This window comes from Variovorax sp. P1_G12 (assembly GCF_056405555.1).
Window position 1 is genome coordinate 175,267 of the sequence record NZ_JBFUBW010000008.1, and the last position, 25,342, is coordinate 200,608.

At 69.6% G+C, this 25,342-nt stretch carries 24 protein-coding genes; 12 read left to right on the top strand and 12 right to left on the bottom strand.

Going from position 1 to position 25,342, the window contains the following annotated elements; translation table 11 throughout:
• The first annotated feature begins 22 nt into the window (after window positions 1-22).
• The 4 genes from AC1D2O_RS11605 to AC1D2O_RS11620 all read left to right on the top strand — a co-directional run bounded on the left by AC1D2O_RS11605 (window position 23) and on the right by AC1D2O_RS11620 (window position 4,152).
• Entirely contained in the window at window positions 23-1,093 is a 1,071-nt protein-coding gene (locus AC1D2O_RS11605; RefSeq protein ID WP_478089320.1) for a branched-chain amino acid ABC transporter permease, read from the top strand.
• A complete protein-coding gene (locus AC1D2O_RS11610; protein WP_478089319.1) occupies window positions 1,077-1,949 on the top strand; it encodes an intradiol ring-cleavage dioxygenase in 873 nt (290 codons plus the stop codon). The genes AC1D2O_RS11605 and AC1D2O_RS11610 overlap by 17 nt, the downstream gene beginning before the upstream one ends.
• Before the next feature lie 19 nt (window positions 1,950-1,968).
• Complete coding sequence (locus tag AC1D2O_RS11615) at window positions 1,969-2,739, top strand: class I SAM-dependent methyltransferase (protein ID WP_478157028.1); 771 nt, start codon at window positions 1,969-1,971, stop codon at window positions 2,737-2,739.
• Window positions 2,740-2,805: 66 nt separating this feature from the next.
• Window positions 2,806-4,152, top strand: a complete 1,347-nt coding sequence (locus tag AC1D2O_RS11620) for a TAXI family TRAP transporter solute-binding subunit (RefSeq protein ID WP_478157030.1) — start codon at window positions 2,806-2,808, stop codon at window positions 4,150-4,152.
• A 3-nt stretch (window positions 4,153-4,155) separates the two neighbouring features.
• On the opposite strand, the gene AC1D2O_RS11625 is transcribed toward AC1D2O_RS11620, so the two are convergent.
• Window positions 4,156-4,941, bottom strand: coding sequence for an IclR family transcriptional regulator (locus AC1D2O_RS11625; protein ID WP_478091384.1), 786 nt, complete (start codon window positions 4,939-4,941; stop codon window positions 4,156-4,158).
• Between the two features lie 126 nt (window positions 4,942-5,067).
• Between AC1D2O_RS11625 and AC1D2O_RS11630 the strand changes: the two genes are divergently transcribed.
• Genes AC1D2O_RS11630 through AC1D2O_RS11650 form a run of 5 tightly spaced genes read left to right on the top strand, consistent with a single transcriptional unit; the run spans window position 5,068 to window position 9,486 of the window.
• Window positions 5,068-5,769 (top strand): 3-oxoacid CoA-transferase subunit A, encoded by a 702-nt coding sequence (locus tag AC1D2O_RS11630; RefSeq protein ID WP_478091386.1) that lies wholly within the window; start codon window positions 5,068-5,070, stop codon window positions 5,767-5,769.
• On the top strand, window positions 5,766-6,428 hold the full coding sequence (locus AC1D2O_RS11635) for a 3-oxoacid CoA-transferase subunit B (RefSeq protein ID WP_478091387.1): 663 nt from the start codon (window positions 5,766-5,768) through the stop codon (window positions 6,426-6,428). The genes AC1D2O_RS11630 and AC1D2O_RS11635 overlap by 4 nt, the downstream gene beginning before the upstream one ends.
• Window positions 6,429-6,446: 18 nt before the next feature.
• The gene (gene pcaF, locus AC1D2O_RS11640; RefSeq protein ID WP_478157031.1) at window positions 6,447-7,652 is read left to right on the top strand and encodes a 3-oxoadipyl-CoA thiolase; all 1,206 of its coding nucleotides are present in this window, start codon (window positions 6,447-6,449) and stop codon (window positions 7,650-7,652) included.
• Between the two features lie 56 nt (window positions 7,653-7,708).
• On the top strand, window positions 7,709-8,437 hold the full coding sequence (locus AC1D2O_RS11645) for an SDR family NAD(P)-dependent oxidoreductase (protein WP_478091391.1): 729 nt from the start codon (window positions 7,709-7,711) through the stop codon (window positions 8,435-8,437).
• Between the two features lie 44 nt (window positions 8,438-8,481).
• Window positions 8,482-9,486, top strand: coding sequence for a Bug family tripartite tricarboxylate transporter substrate binding protein (locus tag AC1D2O_RS11650; RefSeq protein ID WP_478091393.1), 1,005 nt, complete (start codon window positions 8,482-8,484; stop codon window positions 9,484-9,486).
• Here AC1D2O_RS11650 and lhpI read toward each other — a convergent pair.
• Window positions 9,483-10,418, bottom strand: coding sequence for a bifunctional Delta(1)-pyrroline-2-carboxylate/Delta(1)-piperideine-2-carboxylate reductase (gene lhpI, locus AC1D2O_RS11655; RefSeq protein WP_478157033.1), 936 nt, complete (start codon window positions 10,416-10,418; stop codon window positions 9,483-9,485). The two genes, AC1D2O_RS11650 and lhpI, sit on opposite strands and share 4 nt — an antisense overlap.
• A gap of 60 nt (window positions 10,419-10,478) precedes the next feature.
• Between lhpI and AC1D2O_RS11660 the strand changes: the two genes are divergently transcribed.
• The gene (locus AC1D2O_RS11660; protein WP_478157035.1) at window positions 10,479-11,237 is read left to right on the top strand and encodes a sulfite exporter TauE/SafE family protein; all 759 of its coding nucleotides are present in this window, start codon (window positions 10,479-10,481) and stop codon (window positions 11,235-11,237) included.
• Window positions 11,238-11,451: 214 nt separating this feature from the next.
• Entirely contained in the window at window positions 11,452-11,670 is a 219-nt protein-coding gene (locus tag AC1D2O_RS11665) for a hypothetical protein (protein ID WP_478090655.1), read from the top strand.
• A 24-nt stretch (window positions 11,671-11,694) separates the two neighbouring features.
• Here AC1D2O_RS11665 and AC1D2O_RS11670 read toward each other — a convergent pair whose 3' ends face one another.
• The 10 genes from AC1D2O_RS11670 to AC1D2O_RS11715 all read right to left on the bottom strand — a co-directional run bounded on the left by AC1D2O_RS11670 (window position 11,695) and on the right by AC1D2O_RS11715 (window position 24,357).
• The gene (locus AC1D2O_RS11670; RefSeq protein ID WP_478090653.1) at window positions 11,695-12,237 is read right to left on the bottom strand and encodes a MarR family winged helix-turn-helix transcriptional regulator; all 543 of its coding nucleotides are present in this window, start codon (window positions 12,235-12,237) and stop codon (window positions 11,695-11,697) included.
• A gap of 39 nt (window positions 12,238-12,276) precedes the next feature.
• Window positions 12,277-13,995 carry an acyl-CoA dehydrogenase family protein gene (locus tag AC1D2O_RS11675; protein WP_478090652.1) on the bottom strand — a complete coding sequence of 573 codons (1,719 nt, stop codon included), beginning with the start codon at window positions 13,993-13,995 and terminating at the stop codon, window positions 12,277-12,279.
• A gap of 13 nt (window positions 13,996-14,008) precedes the next feature.
• Window positions 14,009-15,736: a tannase/feruloyl esterase family alpha/beta hydrolase gene (locus tag AC1D2O_RS11680; RefSeq protein WP_478090651.1), complete on the bottom strand. Its 1,728-nt coding sequence runs from the start codon at window positions 15,734-15,736 to the stop codon at window positions 14,009-14,011.
• Window positions 15,737-15,758: 22 nt separating this feature from the next.
• Window positions 15,759-16,487: an ABC transporter ATP-binding protein gene (locus AC1D2O_RS11685; RefSeq protein WP_478157037.1), complete on the bottom strand. Its 729-nt coding sequence runs from the start codon at window positions 16,485-16,487 to the stop codon at window positions 15,759-15,761.
• A gap of 149 nt (window positions 16,488-16,636) precedes the next feature.
• Window positions 16,637-18,448 carry a branched-chain amino acid ABC transporter ATP-binding protein/permease gene (locus AC1D2O_RS11690; protein ID WP_478157039.1) on the bottom strand — a complete coding sequence of 604 codons (1,812 nt, stop codon included), beginning with the start codon at window positions 18,446-18,448 and terminating at the stop codon, window positions 16,637-16,639.
• A 152-nt stretch (window positions 18,449-18,600) separates the two neighbouring features.
• On the bottom strand, window positions 18,601-19,641 hold the full coding sequence (locus AC1D2O_RS11695) for a branched-chain amino acid ABC transporter permease (RefSeq protein ID WP_478090648.1): 1,041 nt from the start codon (window positions 19,639-19,641) through the stop codon (window positions 18,601-18,603).
• Between the two features lie 32 nt (window positions 19,642-19,673).
• Window positions 19,674-20,816: an ABC transporter substrate-binding protein gene (locus tag AC1D2O_RS11700; RefSeq protein WP_478090647.1), complete on the bottom strand. Its 1,143-nt coding sequence runs from the start codon at window positions 20,814-20,816 to the stop codon at window positions 19,674-19,676.
• Between the two features lie 47 nt (window positions 20,817-20,863).
• Complete coding sequence (locus AC1D2O_RS11705) at window positions 20,864-21,628, bottom strand: SDR family NAD(P)-dependent oxidoreductase (RefSeq protein WP_478090646.1); 765 nt, start codon at window positions 21,626-21,628, stop codon at window positions 20,864-20,866.
• Between the two features lie 25 nt (window positions 21,629-21,653).
• Window positions 21,654-23,564 (bottom strand): feruloyl-CoA synthase, encoded by a 1,911-nt coding sequence (locus AC1D2O_RS11710; RefSeq protein ID WP_478157041.1) that lies wholly within the window; start codon window positions 23,562-23,564, stop codon window positions 21,654-21,656.
• Between the two features lie 19 nt (window positions 23,565-23,583).
• Window positions 23,584-24,357 carry a crotonase/enoyl-CoA hydratase family protein gene (locus AC1D2O_RS11715; protein ID WP_478090088.1) on the bottom strand — a complete coding sequence of 258 codons (774 nt, stop codon included), beginning with the start codon at window positions 24,355-24,357 and terminating at the stop codon, window positions 23,584-23,586.
• A gap of 116 nt (window positions 24,358-24,473) precedes the next feature.
• Here AC1D2O_RS11715 and AC1D2O_RS11720 point away from each other — a divergent pair, with 116 nt between their 5' ends.
• Window positions 24,474-25,340, top strand: a complete 867-nt coding sequence (locus tag AC1D2O_RS11720) for an amidohydrolase family protein (protein WP_478090087.1) — start codon at window positions 24,474-24,476, stop codon at window positions 25,338-25,340.
• Window positions 25,341-25,342: the final 2 nt, after the last annotated feature.

A 25,342-nucleotide genomic window follows, 5' to 3' on the forward strand; every position in this document is an offset into this window, starting at 1 on the left:
GCCCGCAACCATGGAACCGGTCATGACGAACAAGACTTTCGACGTGGTGCGCAGCACCCCTGCGAGCCGCTCGGCGCTGTGGGCTGCGGGCGCGCTGGTGGTGCTGGCGGCCAGCCTGCCGTTCTGGGGCGAGTCGAGCTGGATGCGCGAATTCGTCGAGATCGCCTGCTACTTCATCTTCGCGATGATGTGGAACCTGCTGGCGGGCTACGGCGGCATGGTGAGCATCGGGCAGCAGGCCTTCTTCGGCTTCGGCGGCTACGTGATGCTGATGCTCGGCAACTTCGCGGGGCTGAATCCCTTCCTCGCGATTCCGTTGGGCGCACTGGCGGCGGGCGTGATCGCGGTGCCGGTGTCCTTCGTCGCCTTCCGCCTCTCGGGCGGCTACTTCGCCATCGGCACCTGGGTGATCGCCGAAGTGTTCCGGCTGAGCTTCGCCAACGTGTCGGCGGTCGGCGGCGGCTCGGGCACCACGCTCACGGCCCTGCGCGGCATCGAGCGCGCGACGCGCGAGAGCGTCACCTACTGGATGGCGCTGGCCTGCGTGGTGGCGGCGATCGCGCTGGTCTACCTGTTCCTGCGCAGCAAGCGCGGGCTGGCGCTGCTGGCGATCCGCGACAACGAGGTCGCGGCGGAGTCGCAGGGGATCCCGGTCGTGCGCATGAAGCTCGCGGTGTACGTGGTCGCGGCCTTCGGCGCCGGCCTGGCGGGCGCGCTGTACTTCGTGGGCAACCTGCGCATCAGCCCCGACGCGGCCTTCAGTGTCAACTGGACGGCGTTCGCGATCTTCATGGTGGTGATCGGCGGCATCGGCCGCATCGAAGGACCGATGCTCGGCGCCCTGATCTTCTGGGCGCTCAACAAGTTTCTGAGCGACTACGGCACCTGGTATCTGCTCGGGCTCGGCCTGCTCGCGATCCTGGTCACCATCTTCTTCAAGCAGGGCCTGTGGGGTTTCGCCCAGCAGCGCTGGGGCTGGTCGCTGTTTCCCACGCAGCGCCGGCTGTCGGCGCACCCGGTGGCCCCGAAGCGCTCGCTGCCCGCCGCACGTCCCCCCGAACTGGAGCTCCATCCCCATGCGAAACATCAATGAACACACCATCACTGCCGCCGTGCTCGACCGCATGGCGGGCTGCGAAGACCCGCGGCTCAAGGAGGTGCTCTCGGCGCTGGTGCGCCACCTGCACGACTTCGCGCGCGAGGTGAAACTGACCGAAGCCGAGTGGGCGGCCGGCATCGAGTTCCTGACCGCGACGGGTCAGAAGTGCAGCGACAAGCGGCAGGAGTTCATCCTGCTGTCGGACACGCTGGGCCTGTCGATGCTCACGGTGGCGCTCAATCATGCGAAGAGCGCGCAGGCCACCGAAGCGACCGTGTTCGGCCCCTTCCATGTACAGGGGGCGCCGCGTCTCGCGCTCGGCGACGACATCTCGGGTGGCGCCAAGGGCGAGCCGCTGTTCGTGCAGGCCACCGTGCGCGGCCGCGACGGCGAGCCCGTCGCCGATGCCGAGGTCGATGTCTGGGAGGCCGACGCCGAGGGTTTCTACGACGTGCAGCGGGCTGGGCTGGACCGGCCGCAGGGCCGGGCCGTCTTCCGCACCGATGCCGAGGGCCGGCTGTGGTTCCGCGGCGTGATGCCGGTGGCCTATCCGATTCCGACCGACGGTCCGGTGGGCGCGATGCTGCGGGTGACCAGGCGCCATCCCTGGCGGCCCGCACACGTTCATTTCATGATCGAGGCGCCGGGCTACGAGACGCTGATCACGCACGTGTTTCGCGATGGCGATCGCTACCTCGACAGTGACGCGGTCTTCGGCGTGCGCAGCTCGCTGATCGGCGACTTCGCATCGCACCCCGAGGGCGGCACCGCGCCGGACGGCAGCCTGCAGACCCGGCCGTTTCACACGCTGGCCTTCGACTTCGTGCTGGAGCCCGCCACGAACCCCTGAGCTGTGGCCATAATCGCCGATGCAAAGCCACAGCCCGTCGCCCCCTCCGACCGAGGCGCTCGCGCCGCACACGCCGCTGCCCGCCTACTACGGGGACGAGGCCGAGCACCAGCAGTTCCTGCTCCGCATCTTCGACGACACCGCGCCCGACTACGACCGCATCGAGCGGGTGCTCGCGCTCGGCTCGGGGCCGTGGTATCGGCGCAAGGCGCTGGAGCGGGCCGGTCTGGTGGCCGGCGCGCAGGTGCTCGACGTCGGCATCGGCACCGGGCTGGTCGCGCGCGAGGCGCTCACGCTGATCGGCCCGCGCGGGTTGCTGGTGGGGGTCGACCCCAGCCCCGGGATGATGGGGCAGGTCACGCTGCCCGGTGTCGAACTGGTTCGCGGCCGGGCCGAGGCGCTGCCGCGGCCCGACGCCAGCAGCGACTTCATCAGCATGGGCTATGCGCTGCGCCACATCGCCGACGTGAACGCCGCCTTCGCCGAGTTCTTCCGGGTGCTGCGGCCGGGCGGCCGGCTGCTGGTGCTCGAGATCAGCAAGCCTGCGGGGCGAACCGGCACGGCCGTGCTGAAGGCCTACATGCGCGGCGTGGTGCCGTTGATCGCCCGCGTGGTGGCACAGGGCCATGACACGGCCGAACTCTGGCGCTACTACTGGGACACGATCGAAGCCTGCATCGCGCCGGAGTCGGTGCTGGCGGCGCTGCGTGCCGCCGGCTTCGAAGGGGTGAAGCGGCACACCGAACTCGGCATCTTCTCCGAGTACAGCGCGATCAAGCCGCCGGCCTGAGGGTCGGCGCGGCCGGCCGGAATGCGGCCAGAATCAGGCTCCCCAACCCAGCCTCCGGCACCCGGCATGAAGTCACCCGCACCGTTCGTCCTGCCCTCCCGCCGCCGCTTGCTGTACTGGATCCTGGGGGTCGCCGTCCTCACCGCCCTGGGCTGGGCGGTCGTGCGCTACGTCAGCCCGGCGCCGCCGCGATCGCTCGTGATGAGCACCGGCCCGGCCGACGGCGCCTACCACCACTTCGGCGAGCGCTATCAGGAGATCCTGCGCGCCAACGGCATACGGCTCGACCTGCGCACGTCGAGCGGCGGCGTCGAGAATCTGCAGCGGCTCAACGACGGCACGGTGTCCGTCGGCTTCGTGCAGGGCGGCATCGGCCTGCTGGCGCAGGATCCCGACGCCCCGCCCGAGTCGACGCCGTTGCGCTCGCTGGCCACCGTCGCCTTCGAACCGGTCTGGATCTTCACCCACACCCTCGACCTGACAAAGGGGCTGGGACCCCTGGCCGGCAGGCGCATCGCCATCGGTGTCCCGGGCAGCGGCAACCACAAGGTCGCGACCGAACTGCTGGCGGCTTACGGCGTGGTCCCCAACGGCCCGCAGGGCACGACCTTCGTGAGCGAAGGCGGCATGGCGGCGGCGGACCTGCTCGCCGGCCGCCAGGTCGATGCCGCGATCATCATCGCCGCGGCGCAGGCCCCGGCGGTGCAGAAGCTGCTCGCGGACGACCGCGTGCGGCTGGCTTCGCTAGACCATGTGGATGGCCTGGCGCGGCGCTTTCCGTACTTCCAGCCCGTGACCCTCAAGCGCGGCTCGGTCGATCCGAGGCGCGACCTGCCGCCCCAGGACATCCACCTGCTTGCCACCACCGCCAACCTGGTGGTGCGCGACGAACTGCATCCGGCGCTGGCCTACCTGCTGCTCGAGGCGGCGCGGCAGGTGCACCGGCAGCCCAGCATCATCGACCGGCCCGGCGATTTCCCGAGTCCCATCGGCACCGATTTCCCGCTCGCGTCCGAAGCCGAGCGCTACTTCAAGAATGGCCGGCCGTTCCTGCAGAGCTACCTGCCCTTCTGGGCCGCGAACTATGTGCAGCGCCTGCTGCTGCTGCTGGTGCCGCTGGCGGCGATCCTGCTGCCGTTGGTCCGCGTGCTGCCCGAACTCATCGCCTGGCGCCGCCAGAGCGTGCTGTACCGCCGCTACGGCGAACTGAAGTTCCTCGAGCAGGACCTGGCCTCGCGCAAGCTCGATGACCAGGAGCGGCTGGAGGCCCGGGCGAAGCTCGACCGGATCGAGGACGAGGTCGTCCGGACCAAGTTCCCGCTCGATTTCACGGACCGGGTCTACACGCTGCGCCAGCATGTGGACTACGTGCGCGCGCAGTTGCAGCGGCAGGCAGAGAGCAAGGGCGGCTAGGGCCTACAGCAGGCGCGAGATCTCCCGCGCCGAGGCCAGCAGTGCCGGCAGCATCGTGTCCTGCATCACCTTGGCGCTGGTGCGGTTGGCCTGGCCGCTGATGTTGAGCGCGGCCACGGTGCGGCCCGCACGATCGACGATCGGCGCGGCGATCGAGACCAGCCCTTCTTCCAGTTCCTGGTTGACCAGGCACCAGCCTTGCCGCCGCGCCTGCGCCACCTTGGCGAGCAAGGCGTCGATGTCGGTCAGCGTGTGCTTGGTGAAGGCCTCGCGGGTCGAGGCCGCGAGCCGCGCATGGCGTTCTTCTTCGTCGAGGTCGGCCAGCAGCAGCCGCCCCATCGAGGTGCAATAGGCCGGCAGGCGCGAACCGACGCCCAGGTTGATGCGCATGATCTTGTGGGTCGGCACCCGCATCACGTAGACGATGTCGGTGGCGTCGAGTACCGCGGCGGAGCACGACTCCTGCACCTGCCGCACCAAGGCCTCCATGACCGGCTCGGCCCGGTTCCAGATCGGCATCGACGACAGGTAGGCGAAGCCCAGGTCGAGGATGCGCGGCGTCAGGCCGAAATGCTTGCCGTCGCTCGTCACATAACCCAGCGTCTGCAGCGTGAGCAGGATGCGGCGCGCGCCGGCGCGCGTGAGACCGCTGGCGGCCGCCACCTCGCTGAGCGTCTGGCGCGGCGCGCCGGCGCTGAACGAGCGGATCACCTGCAGCCCGCGCGCGAAGGACTGCACGTAGCTGTCGCCGGGCGCGGGTGCAACGGGTTGTGTCTGCTGGGTTGCCATGGCGTGGTATCGTCCTTAGAATTCATTATACGAACAACTGTTCGACATGCGAACAAATTCCGCGCACCCGCCGACAAATCGCGAGGCAAGGCGTTCGGCTTCTTCCCCTTCCAGGAGACAGATTCCATGATCAACAAGATCGCACGCTCGGTCGCCGATGCCATGGCCGGCATCAAGGACGGCGCCACGGTGCTGATCGGCGGCTTCGGCACTGCCGGCATTCCCATCGAACTGATCGACGGCCTGATCGAGCAGGGCGCCCGTGACCTCACCGTGGTCAACAACAACGCGGGCAACGGCGAGACCGGCCTGGCCGCGCTGCTCAAGGCCGGCCGCGTGCGCAAGATCATCTGCAGCTTTCCGCGCCAGGCCGACAGCCAGGTGTTCGACGGCCTCTACCGCTGCGGCCAACTCGAACTCGAACTGGTGCCGCAGGGCAATCTGGCCGAGCGCATCCGCGCCGCGGGTGCAGGCATCGGCGCCTTCTTCTGCCCGACGGGCTACGGCACGCAGTTGGCCGAAGGCCGCGAGACGCGCGAGATCGACGGCAAGCCCTACGTGCTGGAGTACCCGATCTACGGCGACGTGGCGCTGATCAAGGCCGAGCAGGGCGACCGCTGGGGCAACCTGGTCTACCGCAAGGCGGCGCGCAACTTCGGGCCGGTGATGGCCATGGCGTCGAAGAAGACCATCGCGACCGTGCACGAGGTCGTCGAACTCGGCGCGCTCGACCCCGAGGCGGTCGTGACGCCCGGCGTGTTCGTCCACCATGTCGTCAAGGTCGAGCGCGTCGCCACGCAGGCCGGCGGTTTCAAGAAGGCAGCATGACCATGAGCATCCCCACCGCAAGCTACCAACGCCGCACCAAGGACCAACTCGCCGCGCGCGTGGCGCAGGACATCTTCGACGGCGCCGTCGTCAACCTCGGCATCGGCCAGCCGACGCTGGTCGCGAACCACCTGCCGGCCGGCCGCGAGGTCATCCTGCACAGCGAGAACGGCATCCTCGGCATGGGTCCCGCACCCGCGGCGGGCGCGGAGGACTACGACCTGATCAACGCCGGCAAGCAGCCCGTGACGCTGCTGCCGGGCGGTGCCTTCTTCCACCACGCCGACAGCTTCGCGATGATGCGCGGCGGCCACCTCGACATCTGCGTCCTCGGCGCCTTCCAGGTCTCGGCCACCGGCGACCTCGCGAACTGGAGCACCGGCGAGGAAGGCGCCATCCCCGCGGTCGGCGGCGCCATGGATCTGGCCATCGGCGCCAGGCAGACCTGGGTCATGATGGATCTCCTGACCAAGAAGGGCGAGAGCAAGATCGTCGCGCAATGCAGCTATCCGCTGACCGGCCTCGGTTGCGTGAAGCGGGTGTATTCCGACCTTGCTACCCTCGAATGCACGCCCTCGGGCCTGAAGCTGATCGACAAGGTCGAGGGCCTCGGCCACGCGGAACTGGAACAACTGGTCGGCCTGCCGATCGCCATCTGAACCACAGGAGACTTCACCATGAGCAATCAAGCCTTCATCTGCGACGCCGTGCGCACGCCCTTCGGCCGCTACGGCGGTTCGTTGTCCAGTGTGCGCACCGACGACCTCGGCGCGGTGCCGCTGCGGGCGCTGATGGCACGCAACAAGAACGTCGACTGGCAGGCGGTCAGTGACGTGCTCTACGGCTGCGCCAACCAGGCCGGCGAGGACAACCGCAACGTCGCGCGCATGGCCGCGCTGCTCGCCGGCCTGCCGCTCGAAGTCGGCGGCGGAACCATCAACCGCCTGTGCGGCTCGGGGCTCGATGCGCTCGGCACGGCGGCGCGCGCCATCAAGGCCGGCGAGTCCGGCCTGATGATCGCGGGCGGCGTCGAGAGCATGAGCCGCGCGCCCTTCGTGATGCCCAAGGCCGAGAGCGCCTTCAGCCGCAACAACGCGGTCTACGACACCACCATCGGCTGGCGTTTCGTCAACAAGCTCATGAAGGCGCAGTACGGCGTCGACTCGATGCCCGAGACCGCCGAGAACGTCGCCACCGACTACAAGATCGAGCGCGAGGCGCAGGACCGCATGGCGCTCGCTTCGCAGCAGCGCGCCGTGGCGGCGCAGAAGTCCGGCTTCTTCGATGCCGAGATCGTGCCGGTGAGCGTGGCGCAGAAGAAGGGCGACCCGATCATCGTCGACAAGGACGAGCATCCGCGCGACACCAGCCTCGAGGCGCTGGCCAAGCTCAAGGGCGTGGTGCGCCCCGACGGCACCGTCACCGCCGGCAATGCCAGCGGCGTCAACGACGGCGCGGTCGCCCTGCTGCTGGCCGACGAGGCCAGCGCGGCCAAGCACGGCCTGACGCCGCGCGCGCGCGTGGTCGGCATGGCGGTGGCGGGCGTGCCGCCGCGCGTCATGGGCATCGGTCCGGCGCCGGCGACCGAGAAGGTGCTGAAGCTCACCGGCCTGAAGCTCGACCAGATCGACGTGATCGAACTCAACGAGGCCTTCGCCGCCCAGGGCCTGGCCGTGCTGCGCCTGCTGGGCCTGAAGGACGACGATGCGCGCGTCAACATCAACGGCGGCGCGATCGCGCTCGGCCATCCGCTGGGTGCCAGCGGGGCGCGACTGGCCACCACCGCGGTGAACCAGCTGCACAAGGGCGGCGGGCGCTATGCGCTGTGCACGATGTGCATCGGCGTCGGCCAGGGCATCGCGCTGATCCTCGAACGCGTCTGAGCGCGTTCCCCCGCGGGCCGCGCCCCTGCGGCCCGCCTTGAAATCTGGAAAGCAAGATGAGTCAACAAGAAGTCGCCCTGGTCACGGGCGGCAGCTCCGGCATTGGCCGGGCCACCTGCGAAGCATTGCTCGCGCAAGGACGCACCGTCGTCAATCTCGACCACAAGAAGCCTGACTGGAGCCACGAGAATCTCGTCTCCTTCCAGGCCGATCTGACGCAGGAAGGGGATACGCAGGCGATCGCGCAGAGGATCACGTCGACCTACGCCGTCACGGCGCTGGTCAACAACGCCGGCGCCACGCGCCCCGGCACGATCGACAGCGCGACCATGGCCGACCTCGACTACGTCGTCGGCCTGCATTTCAAGGCCAGCATGATCCTGATCCAGGCGGCGCTGCCGGCGCTGCGCGCATCGGGCCGAGGCCGGATCGTGAACGTGTCGTCCCGTGCGGCGCTGGGCAAGCCCGAGCGCATCGTGTACTCGGCCACCAAGGCCGGACTGATCGGCCTCACGCGGACGCTGGCGATGGAACTCGGCGGCGACGGCATCACCGTCAATGCGGTCGCGCCGGGCCCGATCGCGACGGAACTTTTTCGCCAGAGCAACCCCGAAGGGGCGCCGCAGACCCGGCGCATCATCGACAGCATCGTGGTGAAGCGCCTGGGTACGGCGGACGACGTGGCCCGAGCCGCGATGTTCTTCCTTTCGCCCGACAACGGATTCGTCACCGGCCAGGTGCTCTACGTCTGCGGCGGCACCACGCTGGGCGTCGCACCGGTCTGATCCGAATGCCGTCCTTTTCGATTCAACTTTCTCCCAGGCTTTCCATGTCACGTTTCCCTTCCCACGCCGCGCCGAAGCGCCGCACCTTCGTCCTCGCCGCTGCAGCCGCAGCCGTGTCGCTGGCGCCCTTCGCCGCTTCGGCGCAGGCCCAGTTTCCCGCCAAGCCCATCACGATCATCGTGCCCTTCTCGGCCGGCGGCACCACCGACATCCTGGCTCGCGTGATCGGCCAGTACATGGGGCGCGACCTCGGCCAGACGGTGGTGGTGGACAACCGCGCCGGTGCCGGCGGCAACATTGGCGGCCAGGCCGCGGCGCGGGCCCCGGCCGATGGCTACACGCTGTTCATGGGCACCGTCGGCACGCACGCCATCAACCAGAGCCTCTACCGGAAGATGCCCTTCGATCCGATCAAGGACTTCGCGCCGCTTTCGCGCGTGGCCATGGTGCCGAACCTGCTGGTGGCCAATCCGTCGCAGCCGTTCAAGAGCGTGAAGGAAATGATCGCCTTCGCCAAGGCCAACCCGGGCAAGATCAACTTCGGCTCATCGGGCAATGGCAGCTCCATCCACCTGTCGGGCGAGCTCTTCAAGCAGATGGCCGGCGTCGACATGCAGCACGTGCCGTACCGCGGCAGCGCGCCTGCGGTGTCGGATCTGCTGGGCGGGCAGATCTCGGTGATGTTCGACAACATGCCTTCCGCCATTCCGCACGTGAAGGGCGGCAAGCTCCGAGCCCTCGCGGTGACCACGGCCAAGCGCTCGCCGGCGCTGCCCGACGTGCCGACCATCGCCGAGGCCGGCGTGCCGGGCTACGAGGCCACCTCGTGGTTCGGCTTGCTGGCGCCGGCCGGCACACCGGCACCGGTGGTCGCCAAGCTCAATGCATCCATCCTCAAGGCCCTGGCCGACCCGGAAGTGAAGAAGAAGCTGGCCGAGCAGGGCGCCGAGCCCCATGGCGAGAAGCCGGAGCAGTTTGCGGCCTTCATCGAGAGCGAGACGGTGAAGTGGGGCAAGGTCGTGAAGGAGTCGGGCGCCAGCCTCGACTAGCCGGCGCAGGCACGCCAGACGAGGGTCGCGGCCGCCAGGTCCTCGAGCGCGCTGCCGACGGCCTTGAAGACCGTGCGCTCGCCAGGGGAGCGGCGGCCTTGCCGTTCGCCCTGGCAGAGCTGTGCCAGTGTCCCCTGGATCGTCTCCAGCGACACCGCACCCGCGGCGATGGCGTCGAGCAGGTCGCCGGCCTTGGTCGGCGCCTCGTCGGTGTCGACGTACACGCGGGCGCCGGCGAAGCAGGCTGCATCTGCTTCTTTCATCGCCGGCGTGAAGCTGCCGATCAGGTCCAGATGGGAGCCCGGCGCCAGCCATTCGCCGCGCACCAGCGGCGCGGTCGCGAGCGTGGCGCAACAGACGATGTCGGCGGCCGCGACCGCCGCCGCGAGATCGCCGACCGCCTGCGCGTTCCAGCCCTGTTGCCGCCATTCGGCGGCCAGCGCCTGCGCGCCTTCGGGGCGATGGTTCCAGCAGCGGATCTCGCGGATCGGCCGCACGCTCGCATGAGCCGCCGGCAGCAGGCGTGCCACGCGCCCGGTGCCGAGCACCAGCAGCGTCGACGCTTCTTCGCGGGCGAGGAAGCATGCGCCCAGCGTCGAAGCGGCGGCGGTCCGGTGGGCCGTGATCTCGTTGCCGTCCAGCTGCGCCAGCGGCACGCCCGTGTGGGCGTCGTAGAGCACATAGGTCGCATGCAGCCCGGGCAGGCCGCGCGCGCTGTTGCCCGGAAAGATGTTGATGGTCTTGATGCCGAGGAAGCCGGCCTCGCTCCACGCCGGCATGATCAGCACGGTGCCGCGGTCGGCGCCGGCCGCCACCGCATGGACGTGGCGCGGCGGCACCGTCGCCTCGCTCGCGAAGGCCGCGCGCAGGGCCGGGACGAGGCGCTCGAAATTCAGCTGGGCACGGGTCTGGTCGGCGTCGAGGATGATCATGGCGGACGTTGGGATGCGGCGTGGACAATGTAGCGCTCACGCACCCCCAGTTCCCCCGCCTTGAATCTCCCGATCATCACCGACCTGCATTTCTATGCGGTCGCCGTTCCAGCCGTGCTGCTGCTCGGCGTCAGCAAGAGCGGCTTCGGCGCCGGCTTCGGCTCCCTCGCGGTCCCCTTCATGGCCCTGGTGGTGAGCGTGCCGCAGGCGGCTGCCATCCTGATGCCGGTGCTGCTGCTGATGGACCTGCTGGGCCTCGCCGCCTTCCGCCGCGACTTCGATCGCCGGCTGCTGCGCTTCCTGATTCCGTATGGCCTGGCGGGCACGGTGATCGGCGCCCTTCTTTTCAAGGCGCTGCCGGCGGACAAGGTGGCTGGCATCGTCGGCGTCTTCACGCTGCTCTTTCTCGCCCAGCGCCTGCTGTTCCCGCCGCGTCCGGGCGATCCGCCGCCCTCCAGGGCGGGCGGTGCCGTGCTGACCACCCTCAGCGGGTTCACCAGCTTCATCGCCCATGCGGGCGGGCCGCCGGTCAGCGCCTACGTGATTCCGCTGCGGCTCGGGCCCGTGGCCTATACGGCGACCATGGCCTACTTTTTCTTCGTCGTGAACCTGAGCAAGTGGGTGCCCTATGCCTGGCTCGGGCTGCTGGACTGGCGCAACATGGCGACCTCGCTGGTGTTGCTGCCGATCGCGCCACTGGGCGTGTGGGTGGGCATTCGCATCGCGCGCCGCATCGACCCGGTCTGGTTCTACCGCTTCGTCTATCTCGGCATGCTGCTGACCGGGCTCAAGCTGAGCTGGGATGGTTTTCTGGGTTAGCGAGCCCCCACGCTCCCCCACTTCGTGTGGGTCGCTGCCCCCCGAGGGGGCCGCAGGCCGCCTTGGGGCGGCCCGGCGCCGGCCTGGCCCCCACGCTCGCTCACTTCGTGGGGTCGATGCCCCCGGGGCGGCCCGGCGCCGGCCTGAAGCCGGATGGCGATGTAAGTCAAAGCTCTACGTTGCCGCCGCGATCGGCCGTGGGCAGAATTTCGGCATGTCCGAAACCCCGATGTCGCCCGCGACCTTGCAGGATCAGGAGCTCCAGAGCCTCGCGACGGAGTGGCGCATGCGTGCGATGCAGGGCGACCAGCTGGCCCACCGCATGGCCCAGGCGCTTGAAGCCGAGCAGCGGCGCCGCATTCGCGACTCGGGCCTGCAGCTCCTGACGCCCGCCTCTTCGCCGATGCGGGGACCCTGGTGGAAGTTCTGGTGAGCCGCGGCGCCGGCGGCATGCCGTTCACGGAGCGCTTCTAGCCTTTGCCCTGCCGTCGGCCTCCGCGGGGGCACCCGGCGCCTGGTGGTACACCTTCTGCAGCAGCCGGATCAGCGTCTCGCGCTCGCGCGCCGTGAGGCGGGCGCTGGTATCGGCTTCGAGCTGCATCACGGTCTGTTCGGCCTCGCGCACCAGTTGCTCTCCGGCCGGCGTCAGGTACAGGCCGATGGCGCGGCCGTCATGCGGATGGGGCCGGCGCTCGATCAATCCGCGAGCGTCCATGGCGGCAATCAGGCTCACCAGGTTGGGCGGCAGGATGTCGAGGGTCGAGCACAGCTGGCGCGACGTTGCGCCCGGGTTGTGCGCGAGCAGCGACAGCACCGAGAAGTCCACCTGCTTGAGCCCGTAGACCGCCATGCGCTCGGCAAAGACCTGGCTGACGATCAGCCACGCGCGGCGCGCGTTGTAGCCGACGAAGGTTTCGAGCACCCGCGTATCGAGACGATCGGACCGCGGCGCCGGGTGGTGGTGCACGGCCGAGGGGGTTTTCTTGTGCAGGAGTGCCATGGCGCGAGGGTAACTGCTCGGCGGCCCGTCGTGTGTGACTCAGGCAGAAGCCTGTTGTGCCTCGCAGGCCCGCTTGACGATGCCGAGCCGCATCTCGAACTCCGGCAGCACCCAGCGGCGGAAGGCCGCTTCGGGGGCCGACCCGCGGGCGGGGTCGGGCGAGGTGCGCCCGATGCGCGCCCAGGCCCAGGCCAGCAGCGCGAGCATGACCACCCGCAGGTAGTCGTCGGCGACCTCGAAGGGGAGGGCGGCGTTGGCCTGCGAAGCCATGGCGACGGTGGTCGTCAGGTAGCGCAACTGCGCCAGGCGGCGCTGCACGTCGGCATCGATGTCGCGCGCGGCGTCGAGCTCGTCGCGCAGCTCGATCAAGAGGCCCGACATGCCGGCGCCGCCATCGGCCAGCACCTTGCGCACCAGCAGGTCGATCGCCTGGATTTCATTGGTGCCCTCGTAGATCATCGTCACGCGCGAGTCGCGCACCACCTGCTCGATGCCCCATTCGCGCACATAGCCATGGCCGCCGAAGACTTGCAGGCACTCGCTGGCGCCGTGGAAAGCCTGCTGCGTGCAGGCCGCCTTGAGCACCGGCGTGACCAGCGCGCACCAGCGCTGCGCGCGATCCCGCGCCTTTGGATCGCTGTCGTGGCGCGCGACGTCGAGTTGCATCGCCGTGCGGTAGGCGATCACGCGGGCGCCGTCGATCCAGGCGCGCTGCGTGTCGAGGATGCGGCGAATCGCCGGATGCTCGGCCACCAGGTCGGCGGCCTCGCTGCCCCGGCTCGCCGGTGCCGGGCCGGGTGCCCGCATCTGGCGCCGTTCATGGGCGTAGGCGTCGGCCTTTTGCCAGGCGGCGTCGAGCAGGCCGATGCCCTGCAGCGCCACATGCAGCCGGGCCGCATTCATCATCACGAACATCGCCGCCAGCCCCCGGTTCGGCTCGCCGATCAGCCAGCCGGTGGCATCGTCGAAGCGCATCACGCAGGTCGAGCTGCCGTGCAGGCCCATCTTTTCCTCGATGCGCTCGCAGTGCACCGCATTGCGAGACCCGTCGGGCAACCGCTTGGGTACCAGAACCAGAGAAAGCCCCTTGGGACCGGCCGGTGCATCGGGCATCCGGCACAGCACCAGGTGCACGATGTTGTCCGTGAGGTCGTGCTCGCCGCCCGAGATGAAGATCTTGCCGCCGGCGACGCGGAAGCTGCCGTCGGCTTGCGGCGCCGCGCGAGTGCGCACCTGGCCCAGGTCGCTGCCGGCATGGGCTTCGGTCAGGCACATGGTAGCCAGCCATTCGCCGGTCGCGATCTTCGACAGGTAGCGCTGCTTCAGGTCTTCGCTGCCGTGGTGCTTGAGGCACTCGTAGGCGCCATGCAGCAGCCCCGGGGCCATCGTGAGGCCGTGGTTGGCGGCGCTGAGCCATTCGAACAGGACGGCCTCGAGCACCGCCGGCAGGCCCTGGCCGCCGTCCTCGGGTGCGGCGGCGAGCGCGGGCCAGCCGCCGTCGACGAAGGCCCGGTAGGCCTCGCGAAAACCAGGCGGCGTGAGGACGCTGCCATCGACAAGGCGGCATCCGACCTCGTCGCCGCTGCGGTTCAGCGGCGCGATGACCTCGGCGACGAACTTGCCGGCCTCGTCGAGCACCTGCGCCTGCAGGGCCTGGTCGAATTCGGCGAACGCAGGCAGCGCGCTCAGGCGCGGCACGCTGCCGAGCACCGTGTCCAGGATGGCGCGCACGTCGTCGGGGCGGGGTCGGTAGTTCATCGTCAGGGGTATCTCAGGACGCGCGGCAGGCGAAGCTGGCCGCGGATTCGGCATCGCCGCCGGTGTAGACCGCGACTTGGGGGTAGGGGCACAGCGGACGCGTGCGCCGCGCCGACCAGCTGGCCGGCACTTCGGGGTTGACGCTCGCCGTGCCGGGGCCGCGCGCGCTAGCCACCACGGACGCGGGCGCCTGGCCTCGCTCGACCCAGTCGACCAGCGCGCTCAGCATGTCGAACTGGTCCGTGGCGGGGCCGCCCGCGCAATGGTTCATGCCCGGAACCGGGAAGTAGCGCGCGAACGCCGAGGCGTCGCCGCCATGGCTCGCCTGCAGCCGCTCGTACCAGGCGGCGGTGTCGTCGGACGAGAACACCGGGTCGCTGGTGCCGTGGTAGACGATCAGCTTGCCGCCGCGCTCGCGAAGGGCCGTCAGCTTCGAGGCGTCGGGCGGTGCCATGAAGGCCATCGCCGATTGGCGGTAGACGGGGTCGGTGGCGTCGATCAGCGGCGCGTCCCGGTCCATGTCGAAGCCGAGCGCGAAGGCGAGCCCGCCCGGCCTTGTGGCCAGCGGCGGCGATGTGAAGATGAAGCCCACGGCGCCCGGGTCCCGGGTCTGGGCGCTCGAGAACTTCCATTCGCGCCAGTTGCTGCCGCCGATCCCGGCGTCGAAGGGGAAGCTGCTGTAGATCGGCTTGCCGGCGCTGTTGCGCGCACCCGTGAACACGTTGCCAAGGGCGCTCTTCTGCGCGGCCGTCAGGCATTGGCCGTCGCGCGCGCCGGTGCAGGTCGGCACGTCGCGCTGCAGGTCGAAGCGCGTCTGGCAGGCCTTGACGTCGGAAACGATGCCGTCCGCCAGGCCGTCGAGCGCATCGCAGCGCGCCAGCACGCGCTCGGACACCCGCTGCAACTCGGCCGGCGTGAACGCGCTTTGCAGGTCTGGCAGGCCGGCGGGCGTGGTCGCGGTCGCCACCTTGGCGTACTGCTGGGCGCCATAGAGCTGCGCCACCGCGGCGCGCGGCAGGTTGTAGCCGGGATCGCCCGCGAGGATGCCGTCGTACTGGCTGGATGCGCGTGCGGCGGCCACCATCGCGTGCCGGCCGCCGTTCGAGCAGCCGCCGAAATAGGACCGGTCGGGGCCGCGGCCGTAGGCCTGGTTGATCAGGTTCTTGGCCATCGGCGTGAGCTGCGCGACCGCGTTGTAGCCGTAGTCGAGCCGCGCCTGCGGATCGAGGCCGAAGGCGGGGCCGAGCGAGCCGGCATGGCCGGCATCGGAGCTGATGACCGCGAAGCCCAGTTGCAGGGCGTTCGTCACGGGCGCACCGCCGCCGATGCCGCCGACCGCCGGCACGACCACGCCATCGAGGCCACCGTTGGCCTGGTAGAAGAAGCGGCCGTTCCAGGCCACCGGAAGCCGCATCTCGAAGCCGATCGCGTAGCGCTTGCCGTCGACCGGTCCGATGCGCTCGTTCATGCGGCCCTGGACCAGGCAGTGGGCCGGAACCGGCACGCTGGCGTTGCCCAGCGCGACCGTGCCGGCCGGCACCGCCACGGCCTGGGTGTACACCGTGCCCGGTGGCGCTTCGCTGGCCGCGAGCGCGCCGCATGACAGCAGCGTGCCGGGCCGGGCCGCGGCGAGCGGAGGGGTCGGTGCCGTCCGGCCGCCGCCGGCGCAGGCGGCGAGCAGGGCAGCGCCGGCCAGCGCCACGGCGCCGAGTCGGAGATGGCTGCGTGGGGTGGTCTTCATCGTGTCTCCTGCTTGCAGTCGCTCAGGCCCGGGCCGCTCCCAGGTAGGTGTCGATGACGCGCGAGTCGCCCGCGAGCGCGCGGGCCTCGCCTTCGGCGCTGACGCTGCCCATCTCGAGCACGTAGCCGTGGTCGGCGACCTCGAGGGCCGCGCGCGCGTTCTGCTCGACCAGCAGGATCGTCACGCCGGTGGCGCGCAGCGCGCTGACGGTGCGGAAGATCTCCTGCACGACCAGGGGCGCGAGTCCGAGGCTGGGCTCGTCGAGCATCAGGAGCGTGGGCCGCGACATCAGTGCGCGGCCGACCGCCAGCATCTGGCGCTCGCCGCCCGACAGCGTGCCGGCCAGCTGCGCCCGGCGTTCCTTCAGGCGCGGGAAGAGCGCGTAGACCTGCTCGATCTGGTCGCGCCATTCGCGGTTGCGCAGTCGCACCTGCCGGAACGCGCCGAGCACCAGGTTGTCTTCGACCGGCATGGTGGCGAACAGCTCGCGCTTCTCGGGCACCAGCGCGATGCCCAGCATCACGCGCTCCTCGAGCGACAGGCCGCCGATCGGCTGGCCGCGGAATTCGATGGTTCCCTTGGCGGGCAGCACGCCCATGAGGGCGTTGAGCAGGGTCGACTTGCCGGCGCCGTTGGGGCCGATCACGGTCACGACGCTGCCTTCGCCCGCCTGCAGGTCGATGCCGTGCAGCACCTCGGCGCGGCCGTAGCCGGCGCGCAGGTCGTGGATTCGGAGAAGGGGAGTACTCATGTCAGTGTTCCAACAAGCGATCGCGTGACCCGCGACGCATGAAACCGGCGCGGCCAAATGCCAGGGATACCGCGGAACCGGCTTTGCCGGGCCGCTGGTATCGCCCCCTTGAGGGGGAGGCGCCGCAGGCGCTTCGGGGGTGTTTCATCCTAGTGTTCGGTCCCAAGGTAGGCGGCGCGCACCTTCGGGCTTTGCTGCACCTCGGCCGGCGTGCCCTCCATCAGGTGGGTGCCGAATTCCATCACCACGATGCGGTCGCAGATGTCCATCACCAGGTCCATGTCGTGTTCAACCAGCAGGATGCTCATGCCCGATGCGCGCAGGCTGCGCAACACGTCGGCGAGTGCCTTCTTCTCCTTATGGCGCAGGCCGGCGGCCGGCTCGTCGAGCAGCAGCAGGGCCGGGTCGGCGCACAGGGCGCGCGCGATTTCCAGCAGGCGCTGCTGGCCCATCGCCAGGTTGCCGGCCAGCTCGTGCATCCATTCGCCCATGCCCACGCGCTGCAGCTGGCGCTCGGCCTCGCGCAGCAGCTCGCGCTCCTCGGCGCGGTCGGTGTGGAGCATGGCCGCGATCGCGCCCTTGCGGCCGCGCAGGTGGGCGCCGAGTGCGACGTTCTCGAGCACCGTCATGTCGGGCACCATCTTCACGTGCTGGAAGGTGCGCGAGACGCCGCGCTCGGCGATGGCGCGCGAGGACAGGCCGCCGATCGCCTCGCCGCGAAATCGCACGGCGCCGCCGCTCAGGCCGAGCACGCCGGTGACGAGATTGAAGGTGGTCGACTTGCCGGCGCCGTTGGGTCCGATCAGGCCGACCACCTGGCCGGCCCGGGTCTGGAAGCTGATGTCATTGACCGCCACCAGGCCGCCGAAGGTCTTGCGGATCGCCTGCACGTCGAGCACCACCTCGCCGGCGGCCGGCTTGGCGCGCGCCGGCAGGTCGGCCGCATCGCGCCAGTCGACCGGGCGCTGCGGGCGCGGCAGCCGGCGGTCGATGAAGTCCCACAGGCCGTCGGGCAGGTACTTGAGCACCAGCACGATCAGGATGCCGAAGACGATCAGCTCATAGCTGCCGCTGGTGCCGATCAGCCTGGGCAGCAGCACCTGCAGCTGGTCTTCGAGCAGCTTGACGACGCCGGCGCCGGCGATCGCGCCCCAGACGTGGGCCGCGCCCCCGAGCACCACCATGAAGAGGTACTCGATGCCCATCTTGAGGCCGAAGGGCGAAGGGTTCACGGTGCGCTGGAAATGCGCGAAGAGCCAGCCCGAGAGCGAAGCCAGCAGCGCCGCCAGCACGAAGATGCCGACCTTGAAGCGCAGCGTGTTCACGCCCATCGCCTCGGCCATCTGCGAGCCGCCGGCGAGGGACCGGATGGCCCGGCCGCTGCGCGAATCGAGCAGGCGGATCACCGCGAAGCAGGCGACCAGCGAGAAGGTCCAGACCACCGCATAGAACACCCGCTGCTGGCCGACTTCCAGGCCGAACAGCGTGAGTCCCTTGACGCCCAGGATGCCGTCGTACTTGCCCAGCGCCTCGAGGTTGCCCATCAGGTAGTAGAGCGCCAGCGCCCAGGCGATGGTGGCGAGCGGCAGGTAGTGTCCCGACATGCGCAGCGTGATGCCGCCGATGATCGCGGCGCTGATGCCGGTCAGCGCCAGGCCGACGAACAGCGTGAGCCACGGCGAGAAGCCGAAGTTCACGCTCAGGTAGGCGGTGGTGTAGGCGCCGATGCCCACGAACGCCGCCTGGCCGAAGGAGGTCAGCCCGCCGACGCCGGTGAGCAGCACCAGCCCCAGCACCGGCAGCGTGTAGATGCCGATGTAGTTGAGCTGGATGATCCAGAAGTTGGGCAGCGGCAGCAGCGGCAGGGCGACCAGCAGCGCGACCAGCGCCAGCGGGCCCCAGGTACGCAAGCGGCTCCTGGCGGGCCGCGTGGCGGCCGCGGGATTCAGGATGGCGTCCATGTCAGTGCTCCACCACGTGATCGCGTGACCCGCGACGCGTGAAACCGGCGCAGCCAAATGCCAGGGATACCGCGGAACCGGCTTTGCCGGGCCGCCGGTATCGCCCCCCTTGAGGGGGGAGGCGCCGCAGGCGCTTCGGGGGGTGTTTCATTTCAGTGTTCCTCGTCCGTGTGGGCGCTGGTGAGCGAGCGCCACAGCAGCACCGGCAGGATGATGGTGAACACGATCACTTCCTTGAACGAGCTGGCCCAGAACGAGCCGAAGGACTCGATCACGCCGACCGCCAGCGCGCCGAGCAGCGCGCCCGGATAGCTCGCGAGGCCGCCGATCACGCCGGCGACGAAGCCCTTGAGGCCGATCAGGAAGCCGGAGTCGTAGAAGATCGTGGTGGTCGGCCCGATCAGCAGGCCCGACAGCGCGCCGATCAGCGCCGCCATCGCGAAGGTGAGCTGCCCGGCCGCCTGGGTGGAGATGCCCATCAGTCGCGCACCGAGCCGGTTCACGGCCGTCGCCCGCAGGGCCTTGCCGTAGAGGGTGCGCTCGAAGTAGAGCCACAGCATCACGATCAGCGCCGCGGAGGCGAGGAAGATGATCACGGCCTGCCCGTTGACGTTCAGCGGGCCGACCGAGAACCGGTCGTCCCAGAACGACGGGTTGCGAAAGCCCTCGGCCCCGAAGAACAGCAGGCCGAGCCCGGTCATGGCGAAATGCACGCCGACCGAGACGATCAGCAGCACCAGCGAACTGGCGCCGGCGAGCGACTGGTAGGCAACGCGGTAGACCAGCGGCCCGAACGCCGTGACGATGCACAGCGTGAGAAAGGCCTGGACGGCCAGCGGCAGATTGCGCGGTGCCGCCCACGCCGAGACGGCGCAGACGACAGCCGGCAGCACGAACATGCGCGCGGCGGCCACCAGGGCCGGCCCGGCCCGGCCGCGGTGGCGCCAGGTGCCGACGAGCTCCATGAGCGCGGCGACGGCCGCCAGAATCAGCAGCAGCCAGACCGTGCCGGGCACCTTGCCGGTCTGGAAGATGGCGAGCGTGAGCGCGCCGTAGGCGACGAACTCGCCCTGCGGAATGAAGATGACGCGGGTGACCGTGAACACGAGCACGATACCCATGCCCAGCAGCGCGTAGATCGCCCCGTTCGTGAGTCCGTCCAGCGTCAGGATGCTGGCGATTGAGAAATCCATGGCGGGGCTTCGGCGCTGGCTGCGTTGCGCGTTTACTGCGGCTGCTCGACCTTGAACTGGCCGTTGACGACCTTCAGCATGACGCCGGTCTCGTTGGTGTAGCCCCAGTGGTTGTCGGGCGTCCAGTTCAGCACGCCGTGCGCGAGCACGGTGCGGCCCATGGTCTCCATGGCGTCGCGCAGCGCGGCGCGGAATTCCGGCGTGCCGGGCTTGCCCTTCTTGAGGGCGATCGGCACCGCCTTCTCGAGCACCGTCAGCGCATCGGCGCCGTGGCCGGCGAACTGGTTGCGCGAGGCCGGGCCGTAGGCCTTCTCGTACTGCTGCACGAACGCCACCGCCGCCTGCTTCGACGGGTGGGCGTCGGGCAGCTGCTCGGCCACGGTGGCCGGGCCCGAGACGACGAAGGTGCCTTCGGCATCCTTGCCGGCGGTGCGCATCAGGTCCTGCGTGGCGGCGGCGTGCGTCTGGTAGACCTTGCCCTTGAAGCCGCGCTCCATCACCGCCTTCTGCGGCATGCCGGCGCCGCTGCCGGAGGCGACGATCAGGATCGCGTCGGGGTTGGCCGAGGTGAGCTTGAGCACCTGGGCGGTGACGCTGGTGTCGGCCCGGCCGAAGCGCTCGGTGGCGACCACCTTCATGCCGTTCTTCTCGGCCTCGGCGGTCAGCGCCTTGAGCCAGAGTTCGCCGTAGGCGTCGGTGTAGCCGAGGAAGCCGATGGTCTTGACCTTCTGCGACTTCATGTGCTGGACCACGGCATAGGCCATGACGTCGTTGGACTGCGGCAGCCGGAAGGTCCACTTGTCCTTGCCGGGCGGCAGTCCAGCCGGCGAGGCGGCGAGCTGCACCGTGCCCGATTCCGCCGCCACGTCGGCCATCGGGATCGCCACCGGCGTCGCGGCCGAGCCGATGATGACGTCGACCTTGTCCTCGGTCACCAGGCGCTGCGTGTCCTTGACGCCCGTGGTCGGGTCGGTGGCATCGTCGAGCACCACGACCTTGAGGTTCTCGCCGGCGATGGTCTTGGGCCACAGCGCGATCTGGTTCTTGACCGGGATGCCCAGGCCCGAGGCCGGGCCGGTCAGCGGCAGCACGACGCCGACCGTGAGGTCGGCATGGGCGGCGCCGAAGAGGCCGGCGGCCAGGGCGGCGGCGAGGATGCTTTTCTTGATGTTCATGACGTGTCTCCAGGAAGGGCGAACGGGAAAACGGGGTGGTGGGCGGCTCAGCGCGGCGCCATGCGCAGGGCGCCGTCGAGGCGGATCACCTCGCCGTTGAGGTGGCCGTTGGTGACGATGTGGCAGGCCAGGGCGGCGAACTCCGCCGGATCGCCCAGGCGCGGCGGGAACGGGATCGAGGCGGCGAGCGACTGCTGGATCGGCTCCGGCAGGGTCTTCAGCAGCGGCGTCGCGAACAGGCCCGGCGCGATCGTGCAGACGCGGATGCCGTGCTGCGCGAGGTCGCGCGCCATCGGCAGCGTCATGCCCACCAGCCCGCCCTTCGAGGCGCTGTAGGCCTGCTGGCCGACCTGGCCGTCGAAGGCCGCGACCGAGGCGGTGAACAGCATCACGCCGCGTTCGCCGCCTTCGTTCGGAGCCAGCCTGGCGCAGCGCGCCGCATAGAGGCGGCTGACGTTGTAGGCGCCGATCAGGTTGATGTGGACCACCCGCACGAAGTCCTCGAGCGGCGCGGCCTGGCCGTCCTTGCCGACGATCCGCTTGGCGCTGCCGATGCCGGCCACGTTCATGAGGATGCGGGCCGGGCCGTGCGCGGCCTCGGCCTTGTCGAGCGCGGCGTTGACGCTGTCGGTGTCGGTGATGTCGCAGATGCAGGCGACGCCGCCGATGTCGGCGGCGACCTTCTCCGCCAGGCCGGCATTGACGTCGAGCACCGCGACCTTGGCGCCGAGCCGCGCGAGCTCGCGCGCCGTGGCTTCGCCGAGGCCGGATGCGCCGCCGGTCACGAGTGCGGCTTGTCCCTGGATGTTCATGCTTCGTCTCCTTGTGGGTTGGGTCTCAGTGGGGCTTGAGCGTGAAGGGCAGCGTCCCGGCATGCAGGGCGTCGGCCAGCGCGGCGCGGTGCTTGAGCACGGCGCGCTGGTTGATCGAGCCCTTGTCGGTCACTTCGCCCTTGTCGATCGAGGGCGGCTCGGCAATGATGTGGGCGCGCGCGATGCGATTGGCGCTGCCGGTGCTGGCGGCCGCGAGCGTGTCCAGCAGATGCTGCAGCCAGGTTTGCACCGGCGCGCTCTCGGCCACCTGCTGCAGGGTCGCGTCGGGCGCCAGGCCGGCCAGCGTCCGCAGCGCCGGGGTCGGGAAGATCAGCGCGCCGACTTCCTTCAGGTTGATGCCGGTCAGCACCGCGTCGTGCACGTAGGGGGCGCCGGCGGTGTTGATCTTCGCGCGCAGCGGGCCGACGCTCACGAAGGTCCCGGTGGCGAGCTTGAAGTCCTCGGCAATGCGGCCGTCGAAGCGCAGGCCGCGGTGGATGTCGGCGTCGTCGATCCATCGCACGGCATCGCCGGTGCACAGGAAGCCCTCTTCGTCGAAGGCCTCGCGCGTGGCTTCCGGCGAGCGCCAGTAGCCTGGCGTGACGTTGGGGCCGCGGTAGCGCACCTCGACCTTGCCGTCGACATCGATCAGCTTGAGCGTCATGCCGGGCGTCGGCACGCCGACGTCGCCGGCGCGCACGTCCGGGCTGTTGATGAACATCGCCGAGGGGCCCGACTCGGTCATGCCGAGGCCGGTCGCCATCACGATGCGCTCGCCGATCTCGGCTTCCTGGATCTGGTGCAGCAGGTCCCAGATCGGCTGCGCCAGCGCGGCGCCGGAGTAGAAGAACATGCGCACGCGCGACAGCAGCGTTTTGCGCAGCAGCGCATCGGTCTGCATGGCCTGCGCGATGGCCTCGAAGCCGGTCGGCACGTTGAAGTACACGGTCGGCGCGATCTCGCGCAGGTTGCGCAGCGTCTCGCCCATCAGCGCCGGCGTCGGCTTGCCGTCGTCGATGTAGAGCGTGCCGCCGTGGTAGATCGTGATGCCGACGTTGTGGTTGCTGCCGAAGGTGTGGTTCCACGGCAGCCAGTCGACCAGCACCGGCGGCTCCTCCGCCAGGGCCGGCATCGACTGCGCGATCTGCACCTGGTTGGCGCACCACATGCGCTGGGTGTTGACCACCGCCTTGGGCATCTTGGTCGAGCCCGAGGTGAACAGGAACTTGGTGATGGTGTCCGGCCCGGTGGCCGCCATGGCGGCGTCGACCGCGTGGGTGGCGGGCGTGGCGAGCAGGCTGTCGAAGGAGGTGAGGGCGCGGCCGGCCAGCTCGGGCGCGGGCGTGCCCGGGTCGCCGGCGCCGCCGTGGCCGCGCTGCAGCACCACCTCGACATCGGCCGGAACCACCGCGGCGATGGCGCGGCCGAAGCGCGCGGCATCGCTCGCGAACACCAGGCCGGGGGTCAGCGTGTCGACGATGTGGCGCAGCTTCTCGTAGTCCTGGCTGACGGTCGAGTAGGCGGGCGAGGCCGGGCAGTATGGAACGCCGGCGTAGATGCAGCCGAGCGCCAGCTGGGCATGCTCGAGGCTGTTCTCGCTCAGGATCATGACCGGCCGCTCGGCGTCGAGGCCGCGGTTGAGCAGCGCCTGGCCGATGCGGCGTGCGTCCTGCAGCGCCCGGGCGTAACTCAGGTGCTGCCACTCGCCGGTGCTGCCGTCGGGCAGTTGTTCGCGCCGTGCCATGAAGCTGCGGTCGGGTGCCGTTTCGGCCCAGTGCATGAAGCGATCGGTGATGCGCTCGGCGTAGCTCTGGAGCGGCTCGGCCGCCTCGAGGTAGCGCACGCCCGCCGCGCCGTCGCGCACGTTGACGCGGCGCACGCCGAAGGTGACGGGGCGGTAGCTTGGCGTCTGGAGCGTCGGACGGGGGGCTTGCATGGGAAATCCTCGGTTTGTCTCAGCTCTTCTGGACCTTGGCCGCCTTGCCGTCCAGGAAGGCGCGCACGCGCTCCTTGGCCTCGGGCGCGCTCTGCGCGATGCCGGCCATCAGGGCTTCGGTGAAGAAGCCGTGGTCGGCCGGCTGCTCGGCGATGCGCGGCAGCGCGTGCATCAGCGCGTAGTTGGTCAGCGGCGCATTGGTCGCCACGCGCTTGGCCAGTTCCAGCGCCTTGTCGAAGGCCGTGCCTTCGGGCACCAGGTACTGGGCGAAACCGGCGCGCTCGCCATCCTCGGCGTTGTAGACCCGGCCGGTCATCATCATGTCCGTCATGCGGGCGGCGCCGATCAGCTTGGGGATCCGCACCGAACCGCCGCCGCCGACGAAGATGCCGCGCGAGCCCTCGGGCAGCGCGTAGAAGGTGGTGCTGTCGGCCACGCGGATGTGGCAGGCGCTCGCCAGCTCGAGCCCGCCGCCGACCACCGCGCCGTGCAGCGCCGCGATCACCGGCACCGGGCCGTGCTGCACGAACTCGAGCGCCGCATGCCACATGCGCGAATGCTGCAGGCCCTGGCCGGCGTCGCGCTCCTGGAGTTCGGAGAGGTCCAGGCCGGCACAGAAGTGCGGGCCCTCGCCATCGATCACCGCGGCGCGCACGGTGGCGGGGAGTTTTTCGAAGGCGTCGCGCAGCGCCAGGATCAGCCCGTCGGACAGCGCGTTGCGCTTGGCGCCGCGCGCGAGGCGGATGATGGCGATGTCGTCCTGGATGTCGAGATGGAGGTCGGTGGAGGTCATGATTGCATTCCGGAGTACGATCGATTATGGTTATGAAAAATAATCAATTCAAGCCGCATGATGGTGTGCGGCGTAAGGATTTACCCTAGGCTGCAAACCGTTCGGAGACAACCCCCATGGACCACCAGAACCTGATCGCGATCGACACTCACACGCACGCCGAGGTGAGCTGCTGGAATCCCTTCGACAACTACGGCGAGGAGTACGACCGCGCCGCCGACAAGTACTTCAAGTCGGGCCGCCGCCCGACCATCCAGGAGAGCGTCGACTACTACCGCGAGCGCAAGATCGGGCTGGTGATGTTCATGGTCGACGCCGAGTCGAACATGGGCCGTCGCCGCATTCCGAACGAGGAGATCGCCGAGGCCGCGCAGAAGAACTCGGACATCATGATCGCCTTCGCCAGCATCGACCCGCACAAGGGCAAGATGGGCGCGCGCGAAGCCCGCCGCCTGATCGAGGAATACGGCGTCAAGGGCTTCAAGTTCCACCCCACGGTGCAGGGCTACCACCCGTACGACAAGATGGCCTGGCCGATCTACGAGGTGATCGCCGAATACGCGCTGCCCGCCGTCTTCCACACCGGCCACAGCGGCATCGGCTCGGGCATGCGCTGCGGCGGCGGCCTCAGGCTCGAGTACAGCAACCCGATGCACCTGGACGACGTCGCGATCGACTTCCCTGACATGCAGATCGTGATGGCGCACCCGAGCTTCCCGTGGCAGGACGAGGCGCTCAGCGTGGCGACCCACAAGCCCAACGTCTGGATCGACCTGTCGGGCTGGAGCCCCAAGTACTTTCCGAAGCAGCTGGTGCAATACGCCAACACGCTGCTGAAGGACCGCGTGCTGTTCGCGAGCGACTATCCGCTGATCACGCCCGACCGCTGGCTCAAGGATTTCGAGGACGCCGGCTTCAAGCCCGAGGTGATGCCAGGCATCCTGAAGGGCAACGCGGTGCGGCTGCTGAAGCTCGACCAGTAGCC

Bases quoted from the DNA above. Each gene is read 5' to 3' on its own strand.
- AC1D2O_RS11605 (WP_478089320.1), top strand. From the start codon at position 23: ATGACGAACAAGACTTTCGACGTGGTGCGCAGCACCCCTGCGAGCCGC.
- AC1D2O_RS11610 (WP_478089319.1), top strand. From the start codon at position 1,077: ATGCGAAACATCAATGAACACACCATCACTGCCGCCGTGCTCGACCGC.
- AC1D2O_RS11615 (WP_478157028.1), top strand. From the start codon at position 1,969: ATGCAAAGCCACAGCCCGTCGCCCCCTCCGACCGAGGCGCTCGCGCCG.
- AC1D2O_RS11620 (WP_478157030.1), top strand. From the start codon at position 2,806: ATGAAGTCACCCGCACCGTTCGTCCTGCCCTCCCGCCGCCGCTTGCTG.
- AC1D2O_RS11625 (WP_478091384.1), bottom strand. From the start codon at position 4,941: ATGGCAACCCAGCAGACACAACCCGTTGCACCCGCGCCCGGCGACAGC.
- AC1D2O_RS11630 (WP_478091386.1), top strand. From the start codon at position 5,068: ATGATCAACAAGATCGCACGCTCGGTCGCCGATGCCATGGCCGGCATC.
- AC1D2O_RS11635 (WP_478091387.1), top strand. From the start codon at position 5,766: ATGACCATGAGCATCCCCACCGCAAGCTACCAACGCCGCACCAAGGAC.
- pcaF (WP_478157031.1), top strand. From the start codon at position 6,447: ATGAGCAATCAAGCCTTCATCTGCGACGCCGTGCGCACGCCCTTCGGC.
- AC1D2O_RS11645 (WP_478091391.1), top strand. From the start codon at position 7,709: ATGAGTCAACAAGAAGTCGCCCTGGTCACGGGCGGCAGCTCCGGCATT.
- AC1D2O_RS11650 (WP_478091393.1), top strand. From the start codon at position 8,482: ATGTCACGTTTCCCTTCCCACGCCGCGCCGAAGCGCCGCACCTTCGTC.
- lhpI (WP_478157033.1), bottom strand. From the start codon at position 10,418: ATGATCATCCTCGACGCCGACCAGACCCGTGCCCAGCTGAATTTCGAG.
- AC1D2O_RS11665 (WP_478090655.1), top strand. From the start codon at position 11,452: ATGTCCGAAACCCCGATGTCGCCCGCGACCTTGCAGGATCAGGAGCTC.
- AC1D2O_RS11670 (WP_478090653.1), bottom strand. From the start codon at position 12,237: ATGGCACTCCTGCACAAGAAAACCCCCTCGGCCGTGCACCACCACCCG.
- AC1D2O_RS11675 (WP_478090652.1), bottom strand. From the start codon at position 13,995: ATGAACTACCGACCCCGCCCCGACGACGTGCGCGCCATCCTGGACACG.
- AC1D2O_RS11680 (WP_478090651.1), bottom strand. From the start codon at position 15,736: ATGAAGACCACCCCACGCAGCCATCTCCGACTCGGCGCCGTGGCGCTG.
- AC1D2O_RS11685 (WP_478157037.1), bottom strand. From the start codon at position 16,487: ATGAGTACTCCCCTTCTCCGAATCCACGACCTGCGCGCCGGCTACGGC.
- AC1D2O_RS11690 (WP_478157039.1), bottom strand. From the start codon at position 18,448: ATGGACGCCATCCTGAATCCCGCGGCCGCCACGCGGCCCGCCAGGAGC.
- AC1D2O_RS11695 (WP_478090648.1), bottom strand. From the start codon at position 19,641: ATGGATTTCTCAATCGCCAGCATCCTGACGCTGGACGGACTCACGAAC.
- AC1D2O_RS11700 (WP_478090647.1), bottom strand. From the start codon at position 20,816: ATGAACATCAAGAAAAGCATCCTCGCCGCCGCCCTGGCCGCCGGCCTC.
- AC1D2O_RS11705 (WP_478090646.1), bottom strand. From the start codon at position 21,628: ATGAACATCCAGGGACAAGCCGCACTCGTGACCGGCGGCGCATCCGGC.
- AC1D2O_RS11710 (WP_478157041.1), bottom strand. From the start codon at position 23,564: ATGCAAGCCCCCCGTCCGACGCTCCAGACGCCAAGCTACCGCCCCGTC.
- AC1D2O_RS11715 (WP_478090088.1), bottom strand. From the start codon at position 24,357: ATGACCTCCACCGACCTCCATCTCGACATCCAGGACGACATCGCCATC.
- AC1D2O_RS11720 (WP_478090087.1), top strand. From the start codon at position 24,474: ATGGACCACCAGAACCTGATCGCGATCGACACTCACACGCACGCCGAG.